This is a genomic window from Arthrobacter sp. zg-Y769, assembly GCF_020907405.1.
In the GTDB taxonomy this organism is placed as follows: Bacteria; Actinomycetota; Actinomycetes; order Actinomycetales; family Micrococcaceae; genus Arthrobacter_B.
Window position 1 is genome coordinate 101,036 of the sequence record NZ_JAJJOE010000004.1, and the last position, 24,686, is coordinate 125,721.

The 24,686-nt window shown below is 65.9% G+C and carries 27 protein-coding genes; 9 read left to right on the top strand and 18 right to left on the bottom strand.

The window, feature by feature from the left end; all coding sequences use genetic code 11:
* Complete coding sequence (locus tag LOC60_RS02670; protein WP_230021673.1) at window positions 1-1,137, top strand: AMP-binding protein; 1,137 nt, start codon at window positions 1-3, stop codon at window positions 1,135-1,137.
* 47 nt (window positions 1,138-1,184) lie between these two features.
* Window positions 1,185-2,069, top strand: coding sequence for a 1,4-dihydroxy-2-naphthoate polyprenyltransferase (locus LOC60_RS02675; protein ID WP_230021675.1), 885 nt, complete (start codon window positions 1,185-1,187; stop codon window positions 2,067-2,069).
* Between the two features lie 36 nt (window positions 2,070-2,105).
* On the opposite strand, the gene LOC60_RS02680 is transcribed toward LOC60_RS02675, so the two are convergent.
* Window positions 2,106-2,411 carry a DUF4229 domain-containing protein gene (locus tag LOC60_RS02680; RefSeq protein WP_230021677.1) on the bottom strand — a complete coding sequence of 102 codons (306 nt, stop codon included), beginning with the start codon at window positions 2,409-2,411 and terminating at the stop codon, window positions 2,106-2,108.
* Between the two features lie 84 nt (window positions 2,412-2,495).
* On the opposite strand from LOC60_RS02680, the gene LOC60_RS02685 reads away from it, so the two are divergent.
* Window positions 2,496-2,867, top strand: coding sequence for a PLD nuclease N-terminal domain-containing protein (locus LOC60_RS02685; protein ID WP_230021679.1), 372 nt, complete (start codon window positions 2,496-2,498; stop codon window positions 2,865-2,867).
* Window positions 2,868-3,009: 142 nt separating this feature from the next.
* On the opposite strand, the gene ccsB is transcribed toward LOC60_RS02685, so the two are convergent.
* From ccsB to LOC60_RS02710, 5 genes are all read right to left on the bottom strand, one after another.
* Window positions 3,010-4,038, bottom strand: coding sequence for a c-type cytochrome biogenesis protein CcsB (gene ccsB / locus LOC60_RS02690; RefSeq protein WP_230021681.1), 1,029 nt, complete (start codon window positions 4,036-4,038; stop codon window positions 3,010-3,012).
* Entirely contained in the window at window positions 4,038-5,759 is a 1,722-nt protein-coding gene (resB, locus tag LOC60_RS02695; RefSeq protein WP_442860358.1) for a cytochrome c biogenesis protein ResB, read from the bottom strand. The genes ccsB and resB overlap by 1 nt, the downstream gene beginning before the upstream one ends.
* Window positions 5,760-5,823: 64 nt before the next feature.
* Window positions 5,824-6,621, bottom strand: coding sequence for a cytochrome c biogenesis CcdA family protein (locus tag LOC60_RS02700; RefSeq protein WP_230021683.1), 798 nt, complete (start codon window positions 6,619-6,621; stop codon window positions 5,824-5,826).
* 4 nt (window positions 6,622-6,625) lie between these two features.
* On the bottom strand, window positions 6,626-7,261 hold the full coding sequence (locus LOC60_RS02705) for a redoxin domain-containing protein (protein ID WP_442860359.1): 636 nt from the start codon (window positions 7,259-7,261) through the stop codon (window positions 6,626-6,628).
* Window positions 7,262-7,320: 59 nt separating this feature from the next.
* Window positions 7,321-7,983: a histidine phosphatase family protein gene (locus LOC60_RS02710; RefSeq protein WP_230021685.1), complete on the bottom strand. Its 663-nt coding sequence runs from the start codon at window positions 7,981-7,983 to the stop codon at window positions 7,321-7,323.
* 159 nt (window positions 7,984-8,142) lie between these two features.
* Here LOC60_RS02710 and LOC60_RS02715 point away from each other — a divergent pair, with 159 nt between their 5' ends.
* The 3 genes from LOC60_RS02715 (at window position 8,143) to LOC60_RS02725 (ending at window position 11,583) form a co-directional block, all read left to right on the top strand.
* Entirely contained in the window at window positions 8,143-8,682 is a 540-nt protein-coding gene (locus LOC60_RS02715) for a YceI family protein (RefSeq protein ID WP_230022836.1), read from the top strand.
* Between the two features lie 213 nt (window positions 8,683-8,895).
* A complete protein-coding gene (locus LOC60_RS02720; RefSeq protein ID WP_230021686.1) occupies window positions 8,896-9,603 on the top strand; it encodes a hypothetical protein in 708 nt (235 codons plus the stop codon).
* 273 nt (window positions 9,604-9,876) lie between these two features.
* Window positions 9,877-11,583, top strand: a complete 1,707-nt coding sequence (locus LOC60_RS02725) for a hypothetical protein (RefSeq protein ID WP_230021688.1) — start codon at window positions 9,877-9,879, stop codon at window positions 11,581-11,583.
* A 9-nt stretch (window positions 11,584-11,592) separates the two neighbouring features.
* On the opposite strand, the gene LOC60_RS02730 is transcribed toward LOC60_RS02725, so the two are convergent.
* Together LOC60_RS02730 and LOC60_RS02735 are read right to left on the bottom strand one after the other, a co-directional pair.
* A complete protein-coding gene (locus LOC60_RS02730) occupies window positions 11,593-12,351 on the bottom strand; it encodes a redox-sensing transcriptional repressor Rex (protein WP_230021691.1) in 759 nt (252 codons plus the stop codon).
* Entirely contained in the window at window positions 12,351-12,602 is a 252-nt protein-coding gene (locus tag LOC60_RS02735; protein WP_230021692.1) for a glutaredoxin family protein, read from the bottom strand. Before LOC60_RS02735 ends, LOC60_RS02730 begins: the two co-directional genes overlap by 1 nt.
* Before the next feature lie 66 nt (window positions 12,603-12,668).
* On the opposite strand from LOC60_RS02735, the gene LOC60_RS02740 reads away from it, so the two are divergent.
* Window positions 12,669-13,481 carry an HAD family hydrolase gene (locus tag LOC60_RS02740; RefSeq protein WP_230021694.1) on the top strand — a complete coding sequence of 271 codons (813 nt, stop codon included), beginning with the start codon at window positions 12,669-12,671 and terminating at the stop codon, window positions 13,479-13,481.
* A 122-nt stretch (window positions 13,482-13,603) separates the two neighbouring features.
* Here the strand turns inward: LOC60_RS02740 and LOC60_RS02745 are convergent, their stop codons facing one another.
* The 7 genes from LOC60_RS02745 to LOC60_RS02775 all read right to left on the bottom strand — a co-directional run bounded on the left by LOC60_RS02745 (window position 13,604) and on the right by LOC60_RS02775 (window position 18,379).
* Complete coding sequence (locus LOC60_RS02745) at window positions 13,604-13,702, bottom strand: 30S ribosomal protein bS22 (RefSeq protein ID WP_003792170.1); 99 nt, start codon at window positions 13,700-13,702, stop codon at window positions 13,604-13,606.
* 208 nt (window positions 13,703-13,910) lie between these two features.
* Complete coding sequence (locus tag LOC60_RS02750) at window positions 13,911-14,123, bottom strand: helix-turn-helix domain-containing protein (RefSeq protein ID WP_227919077.1); 213 nt, start codon at window positions 14,121-14,123, stop codon at window positions 13,911-13,913.
* Between the two features lie 199 nt (window positions 14,124-14,322).
* The gene (gene gdhA / locus LOC60_RS02755; protein WP_230021696.1) at window positions 14,323-15,663 is read right to left on the bottom strand and encodes an NADP-specific glutamate dehydrogenase; all 1,341 of its coding nucleotides are present in this window, start codon (window positions 15,661-15,663) and stop codon (window positions 14,323-14,325) included.
* Between the two features lie 101 nt (window positions 15,664-15,764).
* Entirely contained in the window at window positions 15,765-16,250 is a 486-nt protein-coding gene (locus LOC60_RS02760) for an ArsR/SmtB family transcription factor (protein WP_230021697.1), read from the bottom strand.
* A gap of 102 nt (window positions 16,251-16,352) precedes the next feature.
* Window positions 16,353-16,715: a hypothetical protein gene (locus LOC60_RS02765; RefSeq protein WP_230021698.1), complete on the bottom strand. Its 363-nt coding sequence runs from the start codon at window positions 16,713-16,715 to the stop codon at window positions 16,353-16,355.
* Window positions 16,712-17,050 carry a TetR/AcrR family transcriptional regulator gene (locus LOC60_RS02770; RefSeq protein ID WP_230021701.1) on the bottom strand — a complete coding sequence of 113 codons (339 nt, stop codon included), beginning with the start codon at window positions 17,048-17,050 and terminating at the stop codon, window positions 16,712-16,714. The genes LOC60_RS02765 and LOC60_RS02770 overlap by 4 nt, the downstream gene beginning before the upstream one ends.
* 120 nt (window positions 17,051-17,170) lie before the next feature.
* Complete coding sequence (locus LOC60_RS02775; RefSeq protein WP_442860360.1) at window positions 17,171-18,379, bottom strand: acetoin utilization protein AcuC; 1,209 nt, start codon at window positions 18,377-18,379, stop codon at window positions 17,171-17,173.
* 197 nt (window positions 18,380-18,576) lie between these two features.
* On the opposite strand from LOC60_RS02775, the gene LOC60_RS02780 reads away from it, so the two are divergent.
* Entirely contained in the window at window positions 18,577-19,899 is a 1,323-nt protein-coding gene (locus tag LOC60_RS02780; RefSeq protein ID WP_230022841.1) for a TrkH family potassium uptake protein, read from the top strand.
* Window positions 19,892-20,560 (top strand): potassium channel family protein, encoded by a 669-nt coding sequence (locus tag LOC60_RS02785; RefSeq protein ID WP_230021703.1) that lies wholly within the window; start codon window positions 19,892-19,894, stop codon window positions 20,558-20,560. Before LOC60_RS02780 ends, LOC60_RS02785 begins: the two co-directional genes overlap by 8 nt.
* Before the next feature lie 1,359 nt (window positions 20,561-21,919).
* Here the strand turns inward: LOC60_RS02785 and proC are convergent.
* From proC to LOC60_RS02800, 3 genes are read right to left on the bottom strand one after another with little or no spacing between them, the layout of a single operon-like run.
* A complete protein-coding gene (gene proC, locus LOC60_RS02790) occupies window positions 21,920-22,765 on the bottom strand; it encodes a pyrroline-5-carboxylate reductase (protein ID WP_230021712.1) in 846 nt (281 codons plus the stop codon).
* 56 nt (window positions 22,766-22,821) lie between these two features.
* Window positions 22,822-23,673, bottom strand: coding sequence for a sugar phosphate isomerase/epimerase family protein (locus LOC60_RS02795; RefSeq protein WP_230021714.1), 852 nt, complete (start codon window positions 23,671-23,673; stop codon window positions 22,822-22,824).
* Complete coding sequence (locus LOC60_RS02800) at window positions 23,657-24,679, bottom strand: Ppx/GppA phosphatase family protein (protein ID WP_230021715.1); 1,023 nt, start codon at window positions 24,677-24,679, stop codon at window positions 23,657-23,659. The genes LOC60_RS02795 and LOC60_RS02800 overlap by 17 nt, the downstream gene beginning before the upstream one ends.
* Window positions 24,680-24,686: the final 7 nt, after the last annotated feature.

A 24,686-nucleotide genomic window follows, 5' to 3' on the forward strand; every position in this document is an offset into this window, starting at 1 on the left:
TTGGAACTGCTCCCAGTCCTGATTACCCCCGGCTTCGACGCCGGCATGCTGCTCTCCCCGCTGGCCGACGCGCTGGCAGGGGAAGGCCCCGCAGTGGCGCCGCACACCGATCCGGCGCAGACCTTCACCGGTGAACTGCCCAATGACGACATTGCCCTGGTGGTCAGCACCTCCGGCTCGACCGGGCTGCCGAAGCAGACCATGCTCAGCACCGATGCGCTGGCCGCGTCCTCCCTGGCCACCGCCGTCGCCCTGAAGGCTGACGGGCAGTGGCTGGCTGCCCTGCCGGTCAACTACATTGCCGGAATCCAGGTTCTGGTCCGCTCCCTGTATGCCGGGACGCAGCCGGTCTTTATGGACCTGTCCGTACCTTTCAGCGCCGAGGTGTTCACCCGGGCCGCAGAGGATATGACGGACCGCAACCGCTTTACCTCGCTGGTCCCCACCCAGCTCCACCGCCTGCTGCAGGATCCAGCCCCGGAGACCCTGCGCGTGCTGCGCCGCTTCAACGCCATCCTGCTCGGCGGCGCACCGGCCGGCGCTCCCCTGTTGGAAAAGGCCCGCGGCTACGGGCTGAACATTGTCACCACCTACGGCATGAGCGAAACCTGCGGCGGGTGTGTTTACGACGGCGTGCCGCTGCCCGGCGTCGACGTCATCCGGTGGGAGGGGCGCCTCTGGATAGCCGGTGACGTCCTTTCGGACGGGTACATGGGCCGGCCGGACCTGACCGAGGACCGTTTCCGCTTCAACTCCGGACGCCGCTGGTTCCGCACGGACGACACGGGCGTGGTGGACGACACCGGCAGGGTCACCGTCGCGGGCCGGCTGGACGACGTCATTGTCAGCGGCGGGGTCAAGGTTTCCGCGCAGGCCGTTGCCGGCGCCGTGGAGACGCTTGGCGGCGTCGAGCAGGCGTTTGTACTGGGCCTGGACGACGCCGAGTGGGGCTCAGTCGTGGGCGCCGCCGTCGTTGGCAGCGTGGATCCGGAGCTGGTGCGCGACGCCGTCCGTTCCAGGCTCGGAGCCGCAGCAGTCCCGAAGGTGGTCCTGCTGCTTGAGTCCCTGCCCCTGCTGCCCAACGGCAAGGCGGACCGGATGACCCTGCTGCGGCTGCTGGCCGCTGCACGGCACTGACCCGCCGTACTGCACCTGTCTCAACTCAAGAACTAAGGAATAACACAGTGGCTACAGCCGCCCAATGGTTAGAAGGCGCCCGCCCCAGGACGCTGCCGATGGCAATCGCGCCTGTGATCATCGGATCCGCCGCCGCCTATGACCTCGGGGATTTCCGCCCCGTCCGGGCCGTCCTTGCCGCCCTGATTGCCGTGCTGCTGCAGGTGGGCGTGAATTACGCGAACGATTATTCCGACGGAATCCGCGGCACCGACGATAACCGGGTGGGTCCGCTGCGGCTCACCGGTTCCCGGCTGGCGTCCCCCAAACAGGTCAAGTACGCGGCCTTCGGCTGCTTCGCCGCCGCCATGCTGGCCGGAGTGGCCCTCGTGGTCCTGGCCGGCACCCCGTACCTGATCCTCGTGGGCCTTGGCTGCGTTGCCGCCGCGTGGGGGTACACCGGCGGGAAGAACCCCTACGGCTACCGCGGCCTGGGCGACGTGTTCGTCTTTGTGTTCTTCGGGCTGGTGGCCACGCTGGGCACCACCTACACGCAGGCGCTGGAGATCAATGCGGCCGCGGTGCTGGGCGCCATCGGTACCGGCCTGATCGCCATGGCCCTGCTGATGGCCAACAACGTCCGCGACATCCCCACGGACCGGGTGGCCGGCAAGCGGACCCTGGCGGTGCGGCTGGGCGACGGGGCGGCACGGATCAGCTACGTGATGATGCTGGCGCTGGCGCTGCTGCTGCCGCTCTTCATCGCGGGCGGCTACCCGTGGATCCTGCTGGTGCTGCTGCTTATTCCGGCGTGCATCCTGCCCTGCGGGCTGATGCTCACCGGTAAGAAGGGTTCCAGCCTGATCCCGGTGCTGAAGCACACCGGCCTGATCAACCTCGGCTTCAGCGTGCTGTACGGCGCCGGGCTCGTCCTCACCCGCCTGCTGGCCTAGGTCTTCCGCCTAGCCGGCGGGCGCGTAGCCGGCAGGCTAGGCGTCGCGGCGGCGGTCGTTGTCGATCTGCACGTCGGGGTTTTCGGCCACCAGGGCGTCCTCGGCGGCCGAGTCATCCAGTTCGCCGCGGTTGCGCTTGGGGGCGCGTTCCTCGGTGAAGCGCCGCTGGACCGTGCGGGCCGCTTCGTCCCGCATATCGCGGGCAAAGAGGTAGGTCACGCACCAGGCCAGAACCGCAGCAGCAAGCGCCGAGAGCAGGACTCCCAGCTGAAGCAGCATGCAGATCACGAAGAAGACGGCCACCAAACCCAGGCGGAGAGCAGTAAATTTCCAGAAAGCCACGTCTTCATTCTAGGCGCTTGGCTGCCTTGGCGTTCCTTTCGTCCGCCGGGGGCCACCGACCGTACCCTCCACTACAATGTCGGTATGCCTCGTCTCGTCTTGTTCGGCGTCATCATTGTTGCTGCCGTGATCATTTACGCCGCCATCGACTGCATCATGTCCCGGGCACACGAGGTGCGCAGCATCTCCAAGGTGTCCTGGCTGTTCACCATTGTCCTGATTCCGGTCCTGGGTGCAGTCCTCTGGTTCCTGTTCGGCCGCCCTTCCGGCGGCCCCGGTCCGCGTGAGCCCCGGCGCCCATCGGCGCCCGACGACGATCCCGAGTTCCTGCGCAACCTCGAGATCCGCCGGCGTCAGGCACAGAAGGAAGCCGAACTGCGGGCCCATGAGGCCGAGCTGCGGGCCAAGGAAGAACGCCGGGATAAACAGAACGACGACGGCAAACCCGGCTCCTGACCCCTGCCCGCTGCGTTCCTGCAGTGCTTCCCAAGACACGTTCTGCGGCCCGGTACCGCACATAAAAAGACCCGTTCCGGCAGTACCGGAACGGGTCTTTCCATGTCTCGAGGACGTACTCGGGCGGCAGAGCCCTGGGGAGTTAGACCCCGGAGTAGCTGTGCAGGCCGGAGAAGAACATGTTGACGATCGTGAAGTTGAAGACCACGCAGAGGTAGCCGACGATCGAGAGCCAGGCGGAACGGGTTCCGGTCCAGCCGCGGGTGGCACGGGCGTGCAGGTAGCCGGCGTAGACCACCCAGATCACGAACGTCCAGACCTCCTTGGTGTCCCAGCCCCAGTACCGGCCCCACGCCTGTTCGGCCCAGATGGCACCGGCCATAAGGGTGAAGGTCCACAGCACGAACGCCACGGCGTTGATGCGGTAGGACAGGTTCTCCAGGCTCTGCGCGGAAGGCACGATGCGCATGAACGGCAGCCGCTCCTTGCGACCGGAGCGGATCCGGGTCTCCCGGTCCGCCTGCAGCAGCTGCAGCACGGACATGGCGAAGGTCAGCGTGAACAGTGCCGAGGCGATCACGGCAACCGAGACGTGGATGATCAGCCAGTAGCTCTGGAGCGCCGGAACCAGGTGGGCCACCGGCGTCGGGAACCCGATGGTGGCAGCCATCATCATCACAAGCACCAGGCCCAGCACCACGGTGCCCAGGAACCGCAGGTCCCGGCGGGTCAGCACCAGCAGGAACACCACGGCCACCACCAGGGCGCCCGTAGTGCAGAACTCGTACATGTTGCCCCAGGGGACGCGGTGCGCGGCCAGGCCGCGGGTGACGACCCCGGCTGCGTGGATAGCGGCGGCGAGCACGGTCAGGGCAACGCCGACGCGGGCGGCGTTGCGGCGCGGGCCGGTGTAGCCCATGGCGCTGTCGGCGGTCTGCGCTTCGCGGCTGCCGTCGGCGTCCCAGTCCCGGGCGGAGCCGTTACCGGCACCGGCGGGAACGGTTTCCCGCACTCCGGCCTTGTTTTCCAGCCTGCTCTCCACCGTGCGGATGGTCTTGCTGCTCCTGGCCATGTCCCACGTGAACGCCAGGAAGGCGACCGTGTAGGCGAACGCCGCCAGCAGCATAAAGCGCTCGCTGTAAAGAGCGAGGGTGTAATCGATGGAGGGCATTACTGGTCCTTACCTGATTCTTCTGCGGCATTGCTGTCCGCCGATGCGTTTGCGGGTACGGAGACCCGTCCAACATTCTGTCCTTCGGTGTCCTGCGGCGCCAACCACTTCGCGGTAAACAGGCCGCGGAGGGCTGCCGCTTCACTGGTGAGCCGGGGATCTTCACCCCGGGCCAGGAGCCCGTATTCAACCATTACCCGGCCGTCGGGATGCTGGCCTGCCCGGACCCAGACCCGGCGCCGGGCCAGGAACAGCGAGGCAGCGAGGCCGGACAGGGAAAGCACGGCGAACACAAGGACACCGGTCTTTCCCGGATCGTAGTGGATATCCAGGGCCGCGTACCGCTTGAGGCCGTCGAAAGTGATCGAGCCCTTGCCATCGGGCAGTTCGTAGGTCTGATTGGCGCCCAGCACAATGCCGCCGGCATCAAGGTCACGGTTGTTCAACGGCGTCAGGTCCTCGGTCTCCAGCACGTAGACGTTCGAGGGAACTCCTTCGTCCAGCCCCAGGTCTCCGTAGTAGGAGTTGAGGTTCAGCTGGGGATTGAGCGGATCGGGGTCGCCGGAGTAGCTGACCCCGGCCTCGTCGATCATGGCGGTGGGAAGGAAGAAGCCAACGAAACCGAGCTGGTCCGGCTTGGCATCCGGTGCCTTGACCACGGCGAGGGAGGTGTACATGGCGTCGGTGGGCACCGCGACAACGGGGCCTTCGAATGCCACGTTGCCTTCGCCGTCGCGCACTGTCACCGTCGGGGCGTAGCCGTTCCCGACCAGGTACACCCGGGTGCCGCCAAGCGTCAGGGGCGAGTTGACCTTCAGGACCTGTTCCTCTGCCTCGGCCTCGGGATCCTCCTTGACGGTCACATTCGCGGTGAAGTCCAGGGGCTGGCCGTAGTGGGTCGTGGATTCGCGGTCGAATTCAATCTCGAACTCATCCAGCGTCAGCGAATAGGGGCTCAACTGGTCTTCGGTGAAGTTGGATCCCGGGGTGAAGGTGTCGTAGCTGACCAGGGTGTTGACGAAGGACTCACCCTCCACCACGATCTTCTGTCCGCTGTAGCCGAACAGTCCGCCCACAGCCACGCAGGCCAGGACACCTATCAGGCTGGTGTGGAAGACCAGGTTGCCCAGTTCCTTGGCGAACCCGCGCTCGGCACCGACGGACGGCCGGTCGCTGTCCTCGTCCCGGACATCCACGCGGTAGCCGCGGCGGCGCAGGATCTGCGCGGCGTCCCGCACGGCGTCGGCCGGGGCAAGGGACATCGACGCCGGAACGGCCAGCGTGCCGTACTCGGGCATCCGGGAAAGCCGGCTCGGCGTGCGCGGCGGCTTGGACCGCATGGCCTTGAAATGCGCCTTGGCCCGGGGAATAACGCAGCCGATCAACGAGATAAACAGCAGCAGGTAGATGGCCGAGAACCAGACGGACGAGTACACGTCGAAGAGCTGGAAGCGGTCCAGCCACGGTCCGGTTTCCGGATTGTCCTTGAGGTACTGCGTCACCACTGCGGGATCGGCGGGGCGCTGCGGGAACAGGGAACCCGGCACGGCGGCGACGGCGAGCAGCAGCAGCAGGAACAGTGCCGTCTTCATGCTGGTCAGCTGGTTCCAGGCCCAGCGCAGCGTGCCGAGCAGCCCCAGGGCGGGCAGCGCGACGTCGTCCCGGCCACCCTTGGCGGGGCGGGGCTTGGACGGGCGGGGCGTTGTTGCTTTGTCTGTCACGTCATCCGGTCCCGGGGTCAAAGTGTTCTCATTGTTCGTCTGTTCTCAGAAGTTCGTTGGTGCATCAGATCGGCAGGGACACGTTACCCAACCAACCTTGGAGCTGGTTGATCCAGATATTCCAGACGCCGCTGACCATCAGCAGTCCGAGGGCAATCAGCATGCCGCCGCCAAAGCGCTGCAGGGCCAGCCGGTGCCGGCGGAAGACGCCCAGGGCACCCATTCCGCGGCGGAACCCGATGGCGATAAGCAGGAACGGCAGCCCCAGCCCCAGGCAGTACACAAAGGTCAGCAGCGCACCCTTGGCGGCGCTGGCGTCACTGCCGGAAAAGGAAAGCAGCTGGACCGCGGAAAGCGTGGGGCCGATGCACGGCGCCCAGCCCAGGCCGAAGGTGATGCCGAGCACCGGGGCGCCCCACAGTCCGGCGGGAGGCTTGGCTTCGATCTTGCGGTCACGCTGGAGCCAGCTCATGCCGCCCATAAAAACGATGCCCAGCAGGATCACCACGAGACCGAGGGCCTGCGAGATCCAGGCCTGTTCGGAGCCTTTCAGCCATGCCCCCAGCTGTCCGATTCCGGCGCCCAGGGCCACGAAGACCACGGAGAAGCCGAGCACGAACAATCCGATGCCGGCGAACATCCTGCCCCGCCGCTGCTTTTGCAGGTCGACGCCGGTCAGTCCGGTGACGTAGCCAAGGTAACCCGGCACCAGGGGCAGCACACAGGGGGAAAGGAAGGAGACGAGGCCGGCCAGGGCAGCCACCGGGATGGCCAGCAGCACGGACCCGTTCAGGACGGTATCGGCAAAGGTGTTGGCGGTGGACTCGGCTACCGGGGCTACGACGGCGGGAAGGAAGGACACGTCCCTACGCTGCCAGCGCGTCGGTGATCAGGGCCTTCAGGGTGCCCTTGTCCGCCAGTCCGAGGATGCGTGCAGCGACACGTCCCTGCCGGTCCAGCACCAGCGTGGTGGGCACGGCCTGCGGCGGGACAAAGTTGGTCATGGAAAGCAGCACGCCGCCGTCCTTGTCCCTGAAGCTGGGGTACGGAATGTTGAAGTTCCGTTCGAAGGCTTCCGCGGTGGCCTTCTCGTCCCGGATGTTCACGCCGTAGAAGCGCGCACCGTCACCGGCGAAAGTATCGTGCAGTTCCACCAGGTCCGGTGCTTCCTTGCGGCACGGAGCGCATGCCGCGTACCAGAAATTGAGTACGACGACGTCTCCGGCCCAATCGGCCGACTTCACCTCGGTGCCGTCAAAAAGGGTTCCGGTGAGCTGCACCGACTCGCCGCGCTCGGAGGCATCGTATTCAGTCACCGAGCCGTCGCCGGCGATGTAGTTCTTGTTGTCTCCAGCATTTGCCTGTTCGGCCAGGGGGTCATCCGTGGAGCAGCCGGCAGCGGTTGCGGCGAAGGGGACGGCGAGGGCCAGCCCGGCACCGAGCCGAAGGAAGGAGCGGCGCCCAAGGGCTTCCGGCTCAGCAGGGCGTGTGCGGTTCTTCAAGGATTTCCAGCTTTCATCGCGGCAGGGAGGAGCCACTTCTACAACGCGTAGTAATTCTATTATGCTCCCGGAACATTTGCTGCACCGGCAAGGAGGTCCGCACTGGGCTCTGCGTAGCGCACGCCGGTGAGCACGGCGCCGTCGAACTCCAGGGTGGTGACGGAGGTCAGGGTGCACTCGCGCTGGCGGGGATCGTGCCAGAGCTTCTTGCCTTCGGCTGCGCGCCGGGTAACCCAGATGGGTAGCTGGTGGCTGACCAAAACCGCTTCGGCGTTGTCTCCGCCCAGTTCCACTGCGCGCATCCGCGCGTCGTCGACGGCGGACATCACCCGGGCAACCTGCTTGGCATACGGCTCGCCCCAGGACGGACGCATGGGATTACGCAGGAGCGGCCAGTAACGCGGATTGCGCAGCTTGCTCTGAATGCGGGACATCCCCTCAAAGCGGTTTTCCGCCTCGAGGATGCGTTCGTCGGTGACGATTTCCAGGTTCAGGGCTGCTGCCAGCGGCGCCGCCGTCTCCTGGGCGCGTGTCAGCGGGGAGGCAACCAGATGGACCAGGTTGGCACCTTGGTCGCGCTGTTCGCTGAAGTGTTCCGCCACCCGGTCCGCCATCCGGCGCCCGAGGTCGGACAAATGGAACTCCGGAAGACGTCCGTAAAGGACCTTGCCCGGATTGAAGACTTCACCGTGGCGCACGAGGTGTATGGATGAACGGGACATGTGTCCCAGTTTCGCAGAGTTGGAGCCAGCGGCTAAATCTCTGCGAGTCCTGGGATCCATTTCACTTGAACCTTTAACCAACTCGTGCAACACTGTATGCAAATGCATGAAAGTGCCGTCGGGACCTCCCGGCAGCACGGCTATCAGAAGGAGCTCTCCATGATCCCCAGCGGCCTCACCACCGGAACCTGGAATTTCGACGCCTCCCACAGTGAAGTTGGCTTCACCGTCCGCCACGCGGGCATCAGCAAGGTCCGCGGCAACTTCGACAAGGTCGAAGCTACCCTGGCTGTCGGAGAAACCCTGGCAGAAACTGCTGTCACCGTCGTGATTGCCGCTGATTCATTCAACTCCAATGACGCGAACCGTGACGCCCACGTCAAGAGCGCCGATTTCTTCGACGTCGAGCAGTTCCCGGAGTTGACCTTCACGGCCACGGGTATTGAAGCCAGCGGCTCCACCTACAAGGTCACGGGCGATCTGATGATCAAGGGCATCACCCATTCCGTGGTTATGGACACCGAGTTCAACGGCGTAGCTGTGGATCCCTTCGGCGCCACCCGCTCGGGCTTCTCCGGCAGCACCGTCATCAGCCGCAAGGACTTCGATCTCACCTGGAACGCTGCACTGGAAACCGGAGGCGTCCTGGTGGGCGACAAGGTCACCATCAACGTTGACGCAGCGTTTGTAGCTGGCTAACACCCTCCCCCTCTCCCCCCACATACCCCCCACGGGGCAGCCCCGGACCATTGGTCCGGGGCTGTTTTTTTCGGCCATCTTTCCCGGACCCCTGATCTGCATGAGGCCGCCGCGATACGCTGGGTGTTTGGCTGCGGGGGCGCCCCGGCCACTTCCGCGCCGATGGCACACCGGTTCAGCCGCTTCAAAACACCAACCAGCAAGCAGGCGGACATGAGTACACCAGAAAATCCTTCCGAGCCGGGCCGCGACCCGAATTACCCGAATAATCCCGCCGGACCCGGTAGCCCCGCCGGACCCGCGGGACCCGCGGGACCCGACGGGTTTACGCGTCCCGGCGCTGCGGCGGGACCCGGCGAGGCTCCCGACTCCCGACCGGTGCCGCAGTACGGCCAGTATGCTCCGGACCCCAACGCCTATGCCCAGCCCTCCGGCTACGCCTACCCGCCGCAGCCGGTCAGACCGGCGAAAGGCTCCGCCCCCCGCGAGGTGGTCATCGGTTCCTGGTTGATCATCGCTGCAGGCGTGCTGAGCCTGATCAATAACGTAATCACCTCGTTCGTCCTCCCCTCCTTCATGACTTCGCAGGAGCGGCAGGCCTTCGCCGACGCCGGTCTGGAAGAACAGGGCGTGAACACATTCCTCATTGCCTTCGGCATTGTTGTGGCCCTCATCGGCTTTGGAATCTATGTACTGATCGCGCTCTTTGTGCGGCGGGGGAAGAACTGGGCCCGAATCCTGGGCACCGTGTTTGCCGCCTTCTCCCTGCTCGGCATCTTCACCATGCTGGGCGCATACTTCACCTCACCGCTGAGCCTGATTTCGCTGGCCTCCAGCCTGCTGGGAATTGCCGGGATCGTGATGCTGTATCTGCAGCCGTCCACCCCGTACTTCCGCAAGGCTCCGTTGTACCCCTACTAAACCCCTACTAAACACGCAAGGTCCCGTCGGTTTCGGCGGGACTTTTCCCTTGCCGGATCGGGTTCCGCGGTGGAGGGGTCACACGCAGGCCGTGCCCGCGTAGCGTTGTGTTCTCTTCCGGCGGTGCGTTGCATGCGGACCGCCGGAAAGTGCCGTTCCGCCGTGAAGGGGATGACCATGGCCGCACTGCTTCCGAACCCGCCACAACACAAAAAACGCCTTCCGCTGCGCTATCTGCGCCACCCAACCGATCCTGCGGGACAAACAGCGGTAGTGGCCGTTTCCGTTCCACAACCGCCGGCCTATCCCCCGACGACAGTATCCGAGACTGCACCATCCCGGACCCCTGCAGCCCAGTCTCCGTCGGAAAAGTCTCCTTCGGAAAACGGCATCCCTGCCGGAAGCGGAATTACCTCCCTTGGCCCTGACTCGTCCGGCAGCGCCAGGGAAGCCAGCGGCAGGCATGCCGCCTACCTCTGGCTCCGGGCGGGACTGCACGGTGCCTTCGCCTGGATCGGCACGGGAATGCGAGGCGTCTACGCCTGGCTCCGCACCGGAGCGCAGGGCACCTACGCCTGGCTTGGCGCAGGTGGGCAAGGCGCGTACGCCTGGCTCCGCAGCGGTGTACAAGGCATCTACGTCTGGCTCCGCAGCCTGGCGATTAGCGCGTCCCATCAAGTCCGGTCCGCGGCGCATGCCACGTCCAACCGGATACAAGCGGGAGCCCACGCTACTTCTGCCGGAGCCCATGCGGGGGTGGTTCGGGTCCGGAGCGGGGCACATGCCGCCTCGTTGCGGGTCCAGGCCGGAGCCCACGCCACCTCGGCCGGAGTCCAGGCCGGCGCACATGCCGCATCCGTCCGGACCCAGGCCGGTGCCCGCGCCACCACCGCAGCAGTCCAGGCCGGGGTCAACCGGGTCCGCTCGGCGGCCCATGCCGTGTCGGTCCGAACCCAGGCCGTGGCCCACGCCGTGTGGAACTGGATCCAGACACTGGCACATGCCGTGGCCCACGGGGTATCTGTCGCAGCCCGCACCACTGCACATTCCCTATCGGTCGCTGCCCGGGCCACCGCACACGCGGTAACGCTGGCAGCGCGCACCGTTGCAAACGCGGTAACGCTGGCAGCCCAAGCCACCGCCCACGCCACAACCGTCGCAGCCCGCACCACCGCCCACGCCACAACCGTCGCAGCCCAAGCCACCGCCCACGCCACAACCGTCGCAGCCCAAGCCACCGCCCACGCCACAACCGTCGCAGCCCGCACCACCGCCCACGCCACAACCGTCGCAGCCCGCACCACCGCCCACGCCACAACCGTCGCAGCCCGCGCCACCGCCCACGCCACAACCGTCGCAGCCCGCACCACCGCCCACGCCGTTTGGGTCTCGGTCCGCGCCGTCGCCCGGGCAACTGCCGCGGCCGTCCACGCCGTGCAACGCAGGCTTCCGGCGAACACCGGGAATCCGGTTCCTGCCATCGCAACGGCATGTGCCCTCATTGCGGGGGCCGGACTGGTCAACCTTGGAGACACCATCTCAGTGGTTTCCCGCATGCCCGTACCGGATTCGCTGCCGCCTGCCCTGGCCCTACTCGAGCGGTATGGAGTAACCGGCACCCACTATGCGCGGACCCTCGAGGCCATAGCGCTGGCCTACGCCCTGGTGATCCTCGGAATTGCGCTCCTGCTTGCGGTGACCCTCCGGGACAAACGCCGCTGGGCCCGGATAGTCTCCGCCCTGCTGGCGGGCACAGCACTGTTCTACGCAATCAATGCGGGCACTCCCACTCAGGCAACTGCGGCAGCCCTCGCGGCCGCAGGCGCCGCAATCACCTTCACCAAGGGAGCAGCTCCATGGTTCCGCCGCAGGGTCCCTTCGTGGGAACCGCTCAGACCGCTTCCTTCAGAACGTCATCAGGCGAAACCGCACCAGACGGAGGCGCCCAAGGAAGAGCCGCTGCAGTCGGATCCGGTCTAGCGCGCCGGACTAACGGGCCAAGCGGGCCCTCGCGGCAATCTGGGAAACCTGGGAACGCTGGGCGTGGTACGCAAGGATCTGCAGTTCCGTCGCCATGTCCACCTTCCGGATCTGGACATTCTCCGGTGCCTGGAGCACCACGGGGGCAAAGCTGAGGATGCTGGTAATGCCGGACGCCACGAGGCGGTCGCATAGGTCCTGGGCCACCTCGGCGGGTACTGAAAGCACCGCCATGTTTGCCTTCGTCTTCGCGAGCACGTCCTCCAGGGAATCCACCGGGCTGATCCTCAGCCAGCCCACCTCCTGGCCAATCGCCATCGGGTCGGCGTCGAACAGCGCCACGACCTCGAAACCCCGGGATCCGAAACCGGGGTAGCCGGCCAGCGCACGGCCGAGGTTGCCCGCACCGACAATCGCTACGCGCCAGTTCAGCGTCAGGCCAAGCGCGGCGGAAATCTGTCCGCTGAGATACAGGACGTCATACCCCACACCTCGGGTCCCGTAGGACCCCAGGTAGGACAGGTCCTTCCGCAGCTTGGGTGAATTCACTCCGGCAGCTTCAGCCAGTTCTTCCGAGGAGACACGCTCTATGCCGTCGGAGAGCATGGTGGACAGTGCACGCAGGTAAATGGTCAGGCGCGCCAACGACGCCGGCGGAATATGCCGCTGGGCACCGGCCCCCGCAGACGGCGTCCGGGGTGCCTCTCCGCTGTTCTCCGTTTCCCGTTCCGGCGCAGTGCGCCTTGACGGGATTTCTTCGGGTGCCATCAGGCTCCCAGGAGGCGCCGCAGCCGGGTTTCATCGATTTTCCAGAAGTCCCGTTGGACGCCGTCGATGAACAACACCGGGATCTCCTCGCCAAAGCGTGCTGCGAGTTCGGGGTCCTCCTCGGCCGTACGTTCCTGCCAGGCGACGCCCAGGTCCGCCCCCACACGCTTAAGCACGAGCTTCGCGTCTTCACACAGGTGGCATCCCGGGCGGGTAAGGAGGACTACTTCCGGTCCTGCGGATTCGTTCATATCTCCAAAATAGCCCCACTACCTCGGATTTCCGCTCTCGGGCCGGGTTTTGCGTAGACTCGGACCATGCCCCGAGCCACTGTAGTCCGAGCCACCGGAACTACCGACGCGGCAGGCAAACCCGGCGAAGCCGCCTTTTTCGACGTCGACAATACGCTGATGCGCGGCGCAAGCCTGTTCCACGTGGGCCGGAAAATGTACCAGCGGAAAATCTTTACGATCCGTGAAGCGGCAGGCTTCGCGAGCAAGCAGCTGAGGTTCATGCTGCAGGGGGAAAACCTCAAGGACGTCTACTCCGTTCGGGACGCCGCGCTGGCTTTCGCCATCGGACTCTCTTCGGAGGATGTGCGTACGCTCGGTGAAGAAGTCTACGACGAGATGATTGTGTCCAAGATCTGGCCCGGCACCCGGGCACTGACCCAACAGCATATGCTGTCCGGCCGGCCCGTCTGGCTGGTCACCGGAACACCAATCGAAGTTGCTTCCGTCATAGCCAGCCGGCTCAACCTCACCGGGGCCCTGGGAACGGTCAGCGAAGTCACCGACGGCATGTACACCGGACGCCTGGTGGGCGAATTCCTGCACGGGCCGGCCAAGGCCGCCGGGGTTCGGGCGCTGGCCGAAAAGGAAGGCCTGGACCTGCAAAGCTGCTGGGCGTACAGCGATTCCTACAACGACGTTCCGCTGTTGAGCCTCGTGGGGCATCCGGTGGCGATTAATCCGGACGCACGGCTTCGCCGTCATGCGCGGGAGCGCAACTGGCCCGTTTACGACTTCCGCTCAGGCCGAAGGGCAGCAACGATGGGCCTGAAGTCTGCCACTCTCGCAGGCGCCGCCTATGGGCTTTGGCGGGGGTTCTCGTGGGTACGGACCCGCTGACGACCCCACTGATACTTAAAAACCGGAGCCCGCCTATCCGTGAGGACTGGCGGGCTCTGCCGTAGCGGACCCGGGGCTGCGCGTGCAGCCGGGGACCGCTGACAACGGTCGCTAAGAAGGATCTACTTCTTATTGCGACGCTGGTGGCGTGTCTTGCGAAGCAGCTTGCGGTGCTTCTTCTTGGCCATACGCTTGCGGCGCTTCTTGATTACTGAACCCACAGAGTCCTCACAAACTTATTAGGAGTCACCGGTTCCCAGCCCCTGCTGCCGTGGGCACAAGGGCTGCGTGCCGGTAGTTACTGGCTTTCGATTAAAACGTTCCTTAACAGGGTACAGCTTCGGCGCTGTGGAATTTGCCAGCCGATAACAACATCCGCAAACGGCTGCTTCGGCACCGTTCATTCGGCAGCGTCCACCCGCAGCAGTGCTAGGCGGTGTCTGTGCGCCGGTCAATGACGGCGTCGCGGAGCACCTTCTGGACGGCCGATTCCGGCACGCGGTAGGACCGGCCGAATCGGACGGCCGGCAGCTCCCCGGAATGGACCAGCCGGTACACGGTCATCTTGGAGACGCGCATGACATCGGCAACTTCCGATACCGTCAGAAACCGCACATCCGAGAAGTTTCCCTCGTCTGCCATTTAGTCCCGTTCCTTTGCTCATTGCCCGCCGCTTCCCGCAGCAAGCCGTGTGGGAGCACCTGTGGCTGAAGGACATCGCATCACCGACCTGTTGCGACATGCGTCACTGATGGCCCCGTATGGTCCCTACTGTAGTGGCAGGAGTAACCATAGTGGAAGTTCTTTCTGCGGCCGCGGGCACCGCGGAAGCAAGCCGGTCCTAGATCACGCCCTGGGCGAGCATCGCGTCGGCCACCTTGACGAAGCCGCTGATGTTGGCTCCCACCACGTAGTCGCCGGGCGAGCCGTATTCCTCGGCAGTCCGGGCGCACCGTTCATGGATGTTGACCATGATTTCCGTGAGCCGGCGTTCCGTATGGTCGAAGGACCAGGAGTCCCGGCTCGCGTTCTGCTGCATCTCCAGGGCGGATGTCGCGACGCCGCCGGCGTTGGCCGCCTTGCCCGGGCCGAACAGCACGCCCGCATCCTGGAAGGCGGTAATGGCCGCCGGAGTGCACGGCATGTTCGCACCCTCGGCTACGGCCCGGACTCCGGACTTGATCAGTGCCAGCGCGTCCGCTTCGTCCAGTTCGTTCTGCGTGGCGCAGGGCAGGGCGACGCCGGCCCCTGCGTTCCAGATGGAACCGTCCGCCACGTAGCTCACGGAATGACCGCGGCGCTCTGCATATTCCGAGATCCGGCCCCGCTCCACTTCCTTGATCTGCCGCAGCAGCGGAACATCGATGCCCTTTTCATCCACAACGTAGCCCGAGGAGTCCGAGCAGGCCACCACCGCGGCACCAAGCATCTGGGCCTTGTCTATGGCGTTGATGGCCACATTCCCCGAGCCGGAGACGATCACCCGCTGCCCCTCCAGGCTCATGCCCTTGGTCTTCAGCATCTCACCGACAAACATCACCGCACCGTAGCCAGTGGCCTCGGGACGGACGAGGGATCCGCCCCAGCTGACCCCCTTTCCGGTGAGGACACCGGATTCATAGCGGTTCGTGATGCGTTTGTACTGCCCGAACAGGTAGCCAATCTCGCGGCCCCCGACGCCGATGTCGCCGGCGGGAACATCCGTGTACTCGCCGATGTGCCGGTACAGCTCGGTCATGAAGGACTGGCAGAAGCGCATCACTTCGGCGTCGGATTTTCCCCTAGGGTCAAAGTCCGAGCCGCCCTTGCCGCCGCCGATCGGCATGCCCGTGAGGGCGTTCTTGAAGATCTGCTCGAAACCGAGGAACTTGATGATGCCCAGATACACCGAAGGGTGGAACCGGAGTCCGCCCTTGTACGGGCCGAGGGCGGAGTTGAACTCCACCCGGAATCCCCGGTTGATCTGCACCTGGCCCTTGTCATCCACCCAGGGCACCCGGAAGATGATCTGCCGTTCGGGTTCGCAGATCCGCTGCAGGATCGCGGCCTCGGCAAATTCGGGATGTTTGCGCAGCACGGGGGCGAGGGAATCAAAGACCTCCACCACGGCCTGGTGGAATTCCGTCTCGCCGGGATTGCGGCGGAAGACGTCGTCGCGTACGCGTGTCAGTACACGTTCCATGCGCTGCTCCTTAACGGTTGGATTCCCCCGTTAGGACTACGCTAGCCCCGCGGCACCGGGGAGGCGATGGAGTCAGGCCAATGTGCCTGCCGACTGCGCCCCTAGGGCCGGCGGCGGCGGAACTTGGGCAGCTGGCCAAACAGGTCCGCTGCACGCTCTGCCGCCCGGCCAACGGTACGGCCGAGGTTCTGCACACCCGCGTCCGCGGCCAGCGGGCGGGTCTCTGCGGCACCGGGCACCAGTGCACCGGCAGCGACGGCAGCCGCGGTGGCCAGCGGAGGGCCCGCGGAAACGGAAGCCAACCGGGGCGCGGACTCTGTGAGGGACGGGAGGTCAAAGGCCCGCAGCCACAGGACCAGTTCCTCCAGCGGGGCCGTCTCAAGGGAGTAGTAACGGCGCTGGCCTTCGGCCCGCATGGAGACGAGCCCTGCTTCGCGCAGCACTTTGAGGTGCTTGGAGACCGTGGGCTGGCTGACCTCGAGCTCCTCCACCAGTGTCCCTACGGACTTGTCGCCGGTACGCAGGGCGCCCAGGATTTCACGCCGCGTACCTTCTGCGATTACTGCAAACACATCGTCAAAGACCATGGCATTTACCCTAGCGGAAATGGGACCGGGAGCATCCCGAAGGAACGCCGGCTGGCCGCACGAGGCCGGGACGCCGCGAATGCTTTGCGCAGTTCTGCTGCTCTAGCGCGCGCCGACCACGTTGTTGATGGCGTCCACTACCTGGTGCGGGTCTTCGACCGTGATCACGAGACGGTCATACCGCTCCGCCGGATCGAGCGTAATGACGACGGCGCGGTCATAGCCGGAGATATTCCAGAACTGCCTTTTTCCGCCGGTATGGAAGGTACCGGACAGCTTCCCGGGGAGGCCCAGGCCGGGACCGCGCCAGCCCTTCGGTTCGTCTCGCATACCTGGATCGAAGGTGGCTCCCCGGACGTGCTCGAGCGGAAACCTCAGGCGGCGCGTGAACGACCACATCTTGTTCAATCCGACCGGCTCGATCACGAGGTACTCAGGGGTGACGGTGACTTTGTTGCTGCTCATGCCGAATCCTTCTCCTTGTGCAGCCCTGCGCGGGTCAGCAGGCGCCTGCCTAGTTGCTCTTCGGTAATGCCGTGGACTTCGAGAAGACCCGCGATCCGCTCGCGGACACGCTGGTCGGTGGGAGCGAGTTCGAGCAATCCGACCAGGATCACGTCGAGACTTTCATCCGAGCCGCCTGCCGGGTCGACCGCATCGAGAACCCGCAGAAACAGCCCGTGCTTGCTTCCGAAGACCCCATACAGACTGCCCCGATGCACACCCGTCGCTTCGACAAGGTGGTCTACCGAGGTAGACGCATATCCCCGCTGCCGGAACACCGCCGCGGCGGCATCCACTGCACCCGTTTCCTCAAACTTCCGTGGACGACCCATGGTTTGAGAATAGTCGTTCAAGAACGATCAGTCAAGAAAAGATTTTCGCGGTTGTCCCGCCGGCAGCCTCCGGCCGGCAACCGCTTAGTCGAACCACGGATCGAGTCCATGCAGCGGGAACAGTTCCTTGCGGGTCGCCATCACGGTCCGGTCAATCTCGTCATTCGGGTCGTAGCCAACTTCCCAGGAACGCCACCAGATATCCGCCCCGTCCCCCAGCGTCTCGCCGGACGTTACGCCGTGCTTCTCCAGCACGTAGTCGCGCCAGGCCTCGGGCAGCGGGGTGGCGGGACGCACCCGGCCGTTGGCGGCAACGGACATCAGCAGCGCCCAGGACCGCGGCACCACGGAGGCCACGTTGTAGCCGCCTCCGCCGGTCGCAATCCAGCGGCCTTCGCACAGCCGGCCGGCCAGGTCACTGATGGTCAGGGCAACCTGCCGCTGGGCTTCCACGCTGATCCGCAGCGCCGTCATGGGATCGTCCATGTGGCTGTCGCAGCCGTGCTGGCTGACGATTACTTCCGGAGCGAAGGCCTCGGTCAGCTGGGGAACCACAGCATGGAACGCCCGTAGCCAGCCGGCGTCGGAAGTACGGGCCGGTACGGCAATGTTGACCGCGGTTCCTTCGGCGCCCTTGCCTCCGGTTTCGTTGGCGAACCCCGTGCCCGGGAACAGGGTCAGTCCGCTTTCATGCAGCGAGATGGTCATGACCCGCGGGTCGTCCCAGAAAATGTTCTGTGTTCCGTCGCCGTGGTGGGCGTCGACGTCGATGTACACCACCCGCTGCACCCCCTTGGCGAGGAGGCGTGCGACGGCGGCGGCGGCGTCGTTATATACGCAGAAGCCCGATGCTTTCTCATAGCCGGCATGATGCATGCCGCCGGCGAAGTTCACGGCGTGCGTCGCCTCGCCGGACAGGATGGCATCTGCAGCGGCCAGGGAACCGCCGACCAGCCTGGCGCTGGCCTCATGCATGCCAAGGAAGGCCGGCGTGTCCTCCGTGCCGAGCCCCAGCAGCGTGTTGCAGTTCGCGGGGTCGGCGCCGGCGGCCTGCACGGCGTTGATGTAGTCGAAGCCGTGGACGGTGAGCAGATCGGCGGCCGAGGCAACATAGGGTTCGGCCATCCGGACGCCTTCGAGGTCGAAAAGTCCCAGTTCCCGGGCCAGCCGGGCGGTCAGGTCCAGGCGTGCCGGACTCATCGGATGACCGGCGCCGAAGTCGTAACCCAGCATGGATTCATCCCAGACGATGCACGTCGGCATAATGGGAAGGCTTAGCCCGGAACTGATCATGCAGACAGGCTACGTGATGCGGACGCTACTCTGATATTGGTGTCCGCGCCCATCTGCCGGATAAGTACTCCTACTGTGCGGAACCACCGCGGAAAAGAACTGGACCACCCATGGCATTCCCACGGCAATCCCTGCTGGAGAAAGAGCAGCACAGCGGTCCCGCCATCGTTGCCGGGATCCGCGAGTTCGTGGGCGGGATGGTCACCGGCAGGCCGGCCCGGCTGGCCCTGATCGTTTTCAGCCTGGTCATCCTGTTGTTCACCGCCCTGCTGAGCCTGCCCGCTGCCTCCAGCAGCGGGGAATCCGCACCGCTGCATGATGCCTTCTTTACCGCTGTCTCGGCGGTCTGCGTCACCGGCCTGACAGTGGTCTCCACTGCCACCTACTGGTCGACATTCGGGCAGGTGCTGATCCTGATCGCGATCCAGGTGGGCGGCCTGGGCATCCTGACCCTGGCCTCGCTGCTGGCCCTGGCCGTGAACAAGCGGCTCGGCGTGCGCGGGAAGCTCATGGCCCAGGAAGGCATGAACACCGGCCGGCTCGGCGAGGTCGGCCACCTGCTGCGCATTGTCTTCAGCACCGCCGTCGTCATTGAACTGGCCCTCGCCCTGGTCATGGCGCCGCGCTTCATGATCCTGGGCGAGTCCCCCGGCCAGGCCATCTGGCACGCGGTTTTCTATTCCATTTCCGCGTTCAACAACGCCGGTTTCACGCCGCACTCCAACGGTTTGGTGCCGTATGAAGAGGACCTGTGGATCCTGATTCCGTTGATGCTCGGCGTGTTCATCGGTTCGCTCGGCTTTCCGGTCATCATGGTCCTGCTGCAGACCCGGGCACGGGTCAGCAAATGGAACCTGCACACCAAGCTGACGATTCTGGTGTCCTCCATCCTGCTGGTCGCCGGCGCCGTGATCTGGGGTGCGTTCGAATGGTTCAATTCCCGCACCATCGGTGATTTGTCGCTGGGCGACAAGATCATCCACTCCATCTTCGCCTCGGTGATGACCCGCTCCGGGGGCTTCAACCTTGTTTCCATGACGGATCTGGATTCGAGCACCCTGCTCATCACCGACATGCTGATGTTTGCCGGCGGCGGCTCCGCCTCAACAGCGGGCGGCATCAAGGTCACCACCATCGCCGTCCTGTTCCTGGCCGTCGTCGCCGAGGCCCGCGGCGACGCCGATGTCCGCGCCTTCGGGCGCACCATCCCCCAGGGCGCCATGCGGGTGGCCATCTCGGTGACCATCCTGGGTGCCACATTGGTTGCGGTGGCCACGTCCGCACTGCTGGTCATTACCGATGAAACGCTGGAACCGGTCGTGTTCGAGGTGATTTCCGCCTTCGCCACGGTGGGGCTGAGCACGGGCCTCAGCGAGGCGCTGCCCCCGGCGGGCAAGTACGTCCTGTCGATGCTGATGTTCGCCGGCCGCGTCGGCACCATTACCCTTGCCGCGGCACTTGCCGTGCGCCACCGCAACACCCTGTACCACTACCCCGAAGAAAGGCCGATCATTGGCTGACAGACCTCCCCACAACGCACCGGTCCTGGTCATCGGACTTGGCCGCTTCGGTGCAGCGACTGCCGAGCAGCTGGTCCGGCAGGGCCGCGAGGTGCTGGCCGTGGAACGCGATCCGGCGCTCGTCCAGAAGGCCTCGGGCCTGCTGACGCACGTGGTCCAGGCCGACGCCACCAACATCGAGGCACTCAAACAGCTGGGCGCCGAGGACTTCTCCGCCGCCGTCGTCGGGGTGGGAACCTCGATCGAGTCCAGCGTGCTGATCACCGTGAACCTGGTGGATCTGGGCATCGAGCACCTGTGGGTCAAGGCCATCACTCCGGCGCACGGCAAGATCCTTACCCGCATCGGCGCGAACCACGTGATCTATCCCGAGGCCGACGCCGGCCGGCGGGCTGCGCACCTGGTGGGCGGGCGGATGCTGGACTTCATCGAGTTCGACGACGGTTTCGCCATCGTGAAGATGTACCCGCCGAAGGAGACGCAGGGCTTCACCCTGGGCGAGTCCAATGTGCGGGCCAAGTACGGCGTCACCGTAGTGGGCGTGAAGTCCCCGGGCGAGGACTTCACCTACGCGCAGCCGAGCACCAAGGTCTCCAGCCGCGACACGCTGATCGTGTCCGGCCACGTGGATCTGCTGGAACGGTTCGCGGCCCGGCCGTAGGGTTCATGCGCTGCAGCGCCCCGGCCCGGTACGGCTCCGGGCCGGGTGCGGGCCGGGTGCGGGCCGGGTGCGGGTTGTGGCCTGCGTGGCTGGCTCCGGGTCGCCTTCAGGCGTGGCTCCGGGTCCGCCTTCAGGCGTGGCTCCGGCGGCAACGAAATTCCTGCGCTCGCAGAGCTCGCTTGGAATATTAAAGCCGCCTCCGCCACGCCTTACGGCGGCGGCACATCACCTCGGCCGGATCCTACGGCGGCGGAACGGTGGCTCTCGGTGCCGGCGCAGGTCCTGCACCGGAGCCAGGCGGTGAGCTGCTGTCGTGGTTTCCCGAGTGCGGATAGACGAATGCCTCGCGGGGGCGGAGCCGGTGATGCTGGGTAGGTTCAGGTCATCAAAGGTCCGGATGACTGCTCCGATGTCCCGTTGGAGCTGGTGGCCCCGGCAACAGTCCGTGCTCGACTGAACCCAACAACGTCCGCACCCTTCAACGCACGACCCTTCAACGCACGCCGGCGGGTCCCGGGCTTCCGGGGTCCGCCGTTGTGCTGTGCACGGCGAGGTGCTGGTGATGGGCCGGCCCGGGGTTTCTGAGCGGATGGGCATCCCGGATCTGCTGAGCAGATAACGGGGTTATGTACGGGGGTCCCGGATCTGCTGAGCAGATAACGGGGCTATCGGGCGGCTATAAGCCCATTATCTGCTCAGTAGATCGCTACCGGACGGGGAAGCGTCCGGATGGACAGCACAGGGTCCCACTGGGTGGTGCTCATGTTGTTGGGGGGACCACTTGAGCCACAGCGGCACCAGTGGGTGGGATAGCCGGTCCGCTGCCGGTGCAATTCCCTTCGGTTTGTACACTTCCCTTCAGTTTGTGCACTTTCCTGCGTGGCGCGGCACGGGGATTGCCACAAAGCGAAGGGATCCGGACAAACCAAAGGGATTCCGGCGGTGCCTACCTTGCAGCATGTCCAACCGGGCCAAAGGCTCTGGCGCAGGCGGCACGACCATCCGGCCGTAGGACCTGGCGGAGGCGGCACGACCATCCGGCCGTAGGACCTGGCGGAGGCGGCTTTAATATTCCAAGCGAGCTCTGCGAGCGAGGAATTTCGTTGCCGCCGGAGCCGGGCCCGGAGGCCGGCGCATCCGGCCCATCCGGCCCATCCGGCGCAGCCAGGCCCGGAGGCCGGCGCATCCGGCCCATCCGGCCCATCCGGCGCAGCCAGGCCCGGAGGCCGGCGCAGCCGGCCCATCCGGCCCATCCGGCGCAGCCAGGCCCGGAGTCCGGCCCATCCGGCGCAGCCAGGCCCGGAGTCCGGCCCATCAGGCGCAGCCGGCCCAGCAGGCCCAGCCCGCGGCGAGGCAAACCTAAGCAGTCAGCTGCTTCGTGATTTCCCGTGCCCGGGCCGCTGCTGCCCGGGCACCGCTCTCGATCACGCCGGGCAGGTTCAGCTCGTCGAAAGTCCGGATGGCCGCTTCGGTGGTGCCGTTGGGGCTCGTGACGGCGCGCCGCAGGGCCGGAGCATCGGCGTCGGGCTCGGCCAGCATGTAGCCGGCACCCGCCACGGTTTCGCGGGCCAGGAGTGCGGAGAGGTCCGGATCCAGGCCCAGTTCGACGCCGGCGCGGGTCATGGCTTCGGCTAGGTAGAACGCGTAGGCGGGGCCGGAACCGCTGACGGCGGAGACGGCGTCCACCTGTTCTTCGGGCACTTCCACGACGGTGCCCGTGGCGGAGAGGACCCGCCGGGCCAGGTCCATGGCGTCCGGACCGGCATTGCTGCCGGCGGAAATGGACGTGACGCCGCGGCCGAGACGGGACGGGGTGTTCGGCATCGCGCGGATGACGGGCTGGCCTTCGGGCAGCAGGGACTCCATCAGGGCCAGCGGCACTGCGGCGGCAACGCTGAGCACCACGGCGCCGCGGGGCAGGTCCGCCGCGATCTCGCGCAGCAGGTCAGCAACTCCCACGGGCTTGACGCCGACAATAACCAGATCCGCTCCCGCCACGGCTTTCCGGTTGGCCTCCGGATCCCCGCTGGCTGCCAGGACGCTGATGCCGTGGGCGGTGCGAAGCTCTTCTGCCCGCTCTGCCCGCCGGACGGTGGCGGTTACCTGCTCGGCGGCGAGGCCTCCGGCGAGGATTCCGCCGAGAATTGCTTCGTTCATCGAGCCGCAGCCAAGGAATGTCAGTCGGGGATTCTGTGCGCTGTCCATGACTTCGATTCTGTCATGCTGCGCGTCCAGGGTTCCCGGCCGGCGGGACCGGACCGCTACTGGGCGTCGTGTGCGGCGAGCACGGCCTTGGGACGCAGATGCTCCCGGGCAAACTCGAGGGTCTGCTTCAGCTGTTCCTCGCGCTCCCCCGCTCCCCTGGCCTTGCGGGTGCTGACCTCCACGGCCACCACGCCGTCGAACCCTGCCTCGGACAGGTAGGAAAGCGCTTCGGCGCACCGCTGGGTGCCTTCACCGGGAAGCAGGTGCTCGTCCTTGCCGTTGGGGGTTCCATCGGTCAGGTGGACGTGCCGGAGCCGTTCGCCGAGTTTGCGGATCTGTTCGAACGAGTCCATGCCCGCGATGGCCGCATGGGAAAAGTCCCAGGTGACGTTTTTATACGGTTCGGGAATCGGATTCCAGTGCGGAAGGTAGGCCTTCGCCTCACGGCCGCGCACCCGCCACGGGTACATGTTCTCCACCGCGATGGTGACGCCGTATTGTTCGGCAAGCGCCTGCACGCCCTCGGCGAAGTTCTCCGCGTAACCCGTCTGCCAGCGGAACGGCGGGTGGGCCACGACGGTGGAGGCGCCTACTTCGGCGGCCATTGCGGCGGATAGCTCGATCTTGGTCCAGGCTGCACCCCAGACCTGCTGGGTCAGGAGCAGGGTGGGGGCGTGGATGGCGAGGATCGGCTGCTGATACCGCTCGCTCAGGTCCCTGAGGGAGTCAGGGTCCTGGCTGACCTGGCTGTTTGTGACCATGATTTCCACGCCGTCATAGCCCAGGTCATGGGCCACGGCGAAGGTGTCGTGCACAGACAGCGGGTAAACGGATGCGCTGGACAGCGCCACCGGGATGGTGGTGTGTCCGGACGGCGGGAAGGACGTCATATCAGCTGGGCTTTCCATCGGCGGAGGGACCGGCTCCGGCAGCCACGAGGAATTCTTCCCCTTCCGCGGGGCCGCGGGGAAGGTCACCTGTTGTTTCAAAGCGGAGGGTGTCGAAACGGCGCAGGATCAGGCCCTCCCGCAGCGCCCACGGGCAGATCTTCAGGGACGGCACATCGAAGGCTTCCATGGCGGCCTGCGCCACCAGGGCACCGGCGAGCATCTGCGGGGCACGCAGCGCGGAAACGCCGTCCAGCCCGGCCCGGTCCCGCGCGCTCAGGGCGCCGAGCCGCTTGGTCCAGAGGGACAGGTCCTCAAGGGTGAGCACACGGGGCACGAACGGTCCGGCGGCCGACGGCGCAGCGCCGGCTATGCGGGCAAGCGACCGGAACGTTTTGGACGTCCCCGCCACAAGGTCCGGACGGCCGAAGGCAGCGAACTCCTCCGCCGCTTCCCCGACCATGCCGCGGATGTACTTACGCAGCTTCTTGATGCTCTTGGGCGAGGGCGGATCCTCGGGTAGCCAGTCCCGGGTCAACCGTCCGGCGCCAAGCGGCAGGGACCGGGCGATTTCCGGAAGCTCGTCCTGGCCCATCGCCATCTCGAAGGAACCTCCGCCGATGTCCAGGTCCAGGATGGAACCGGCGCCCCAGCCGTACCAGCGGCGCACGGCCAGGAACGTCATGGCTGCTTCGTCTCCGCCGGAGAGTTCCTCCAGCCGCACCGGGGTTTCCCGGTGCACCCGGGCCAGGACCTCGGCGCCGTTTGCCGATTCCCGAATGGCCGAGGTGGAGAACGCCAGCAGGTCCTGCGCACCGTGCCGGCGGGCAAAGGTCCAGGCCTCGTTGACGAACCCGATGAGTTCATCCTGTCCGGCCCCGCTTATCGCGCCGTCGGCATCCAGATACGAAACCAGCTGCAGCGGACGCTTGTGCGAGGCGAAGGGAACAGGACGGGCACCGGGATGCGCGTCCACCAGCAGCAGGTGGACGGTGTTGGACCCGATGTCGAGGACGCCTAGGCGCATGATTCCA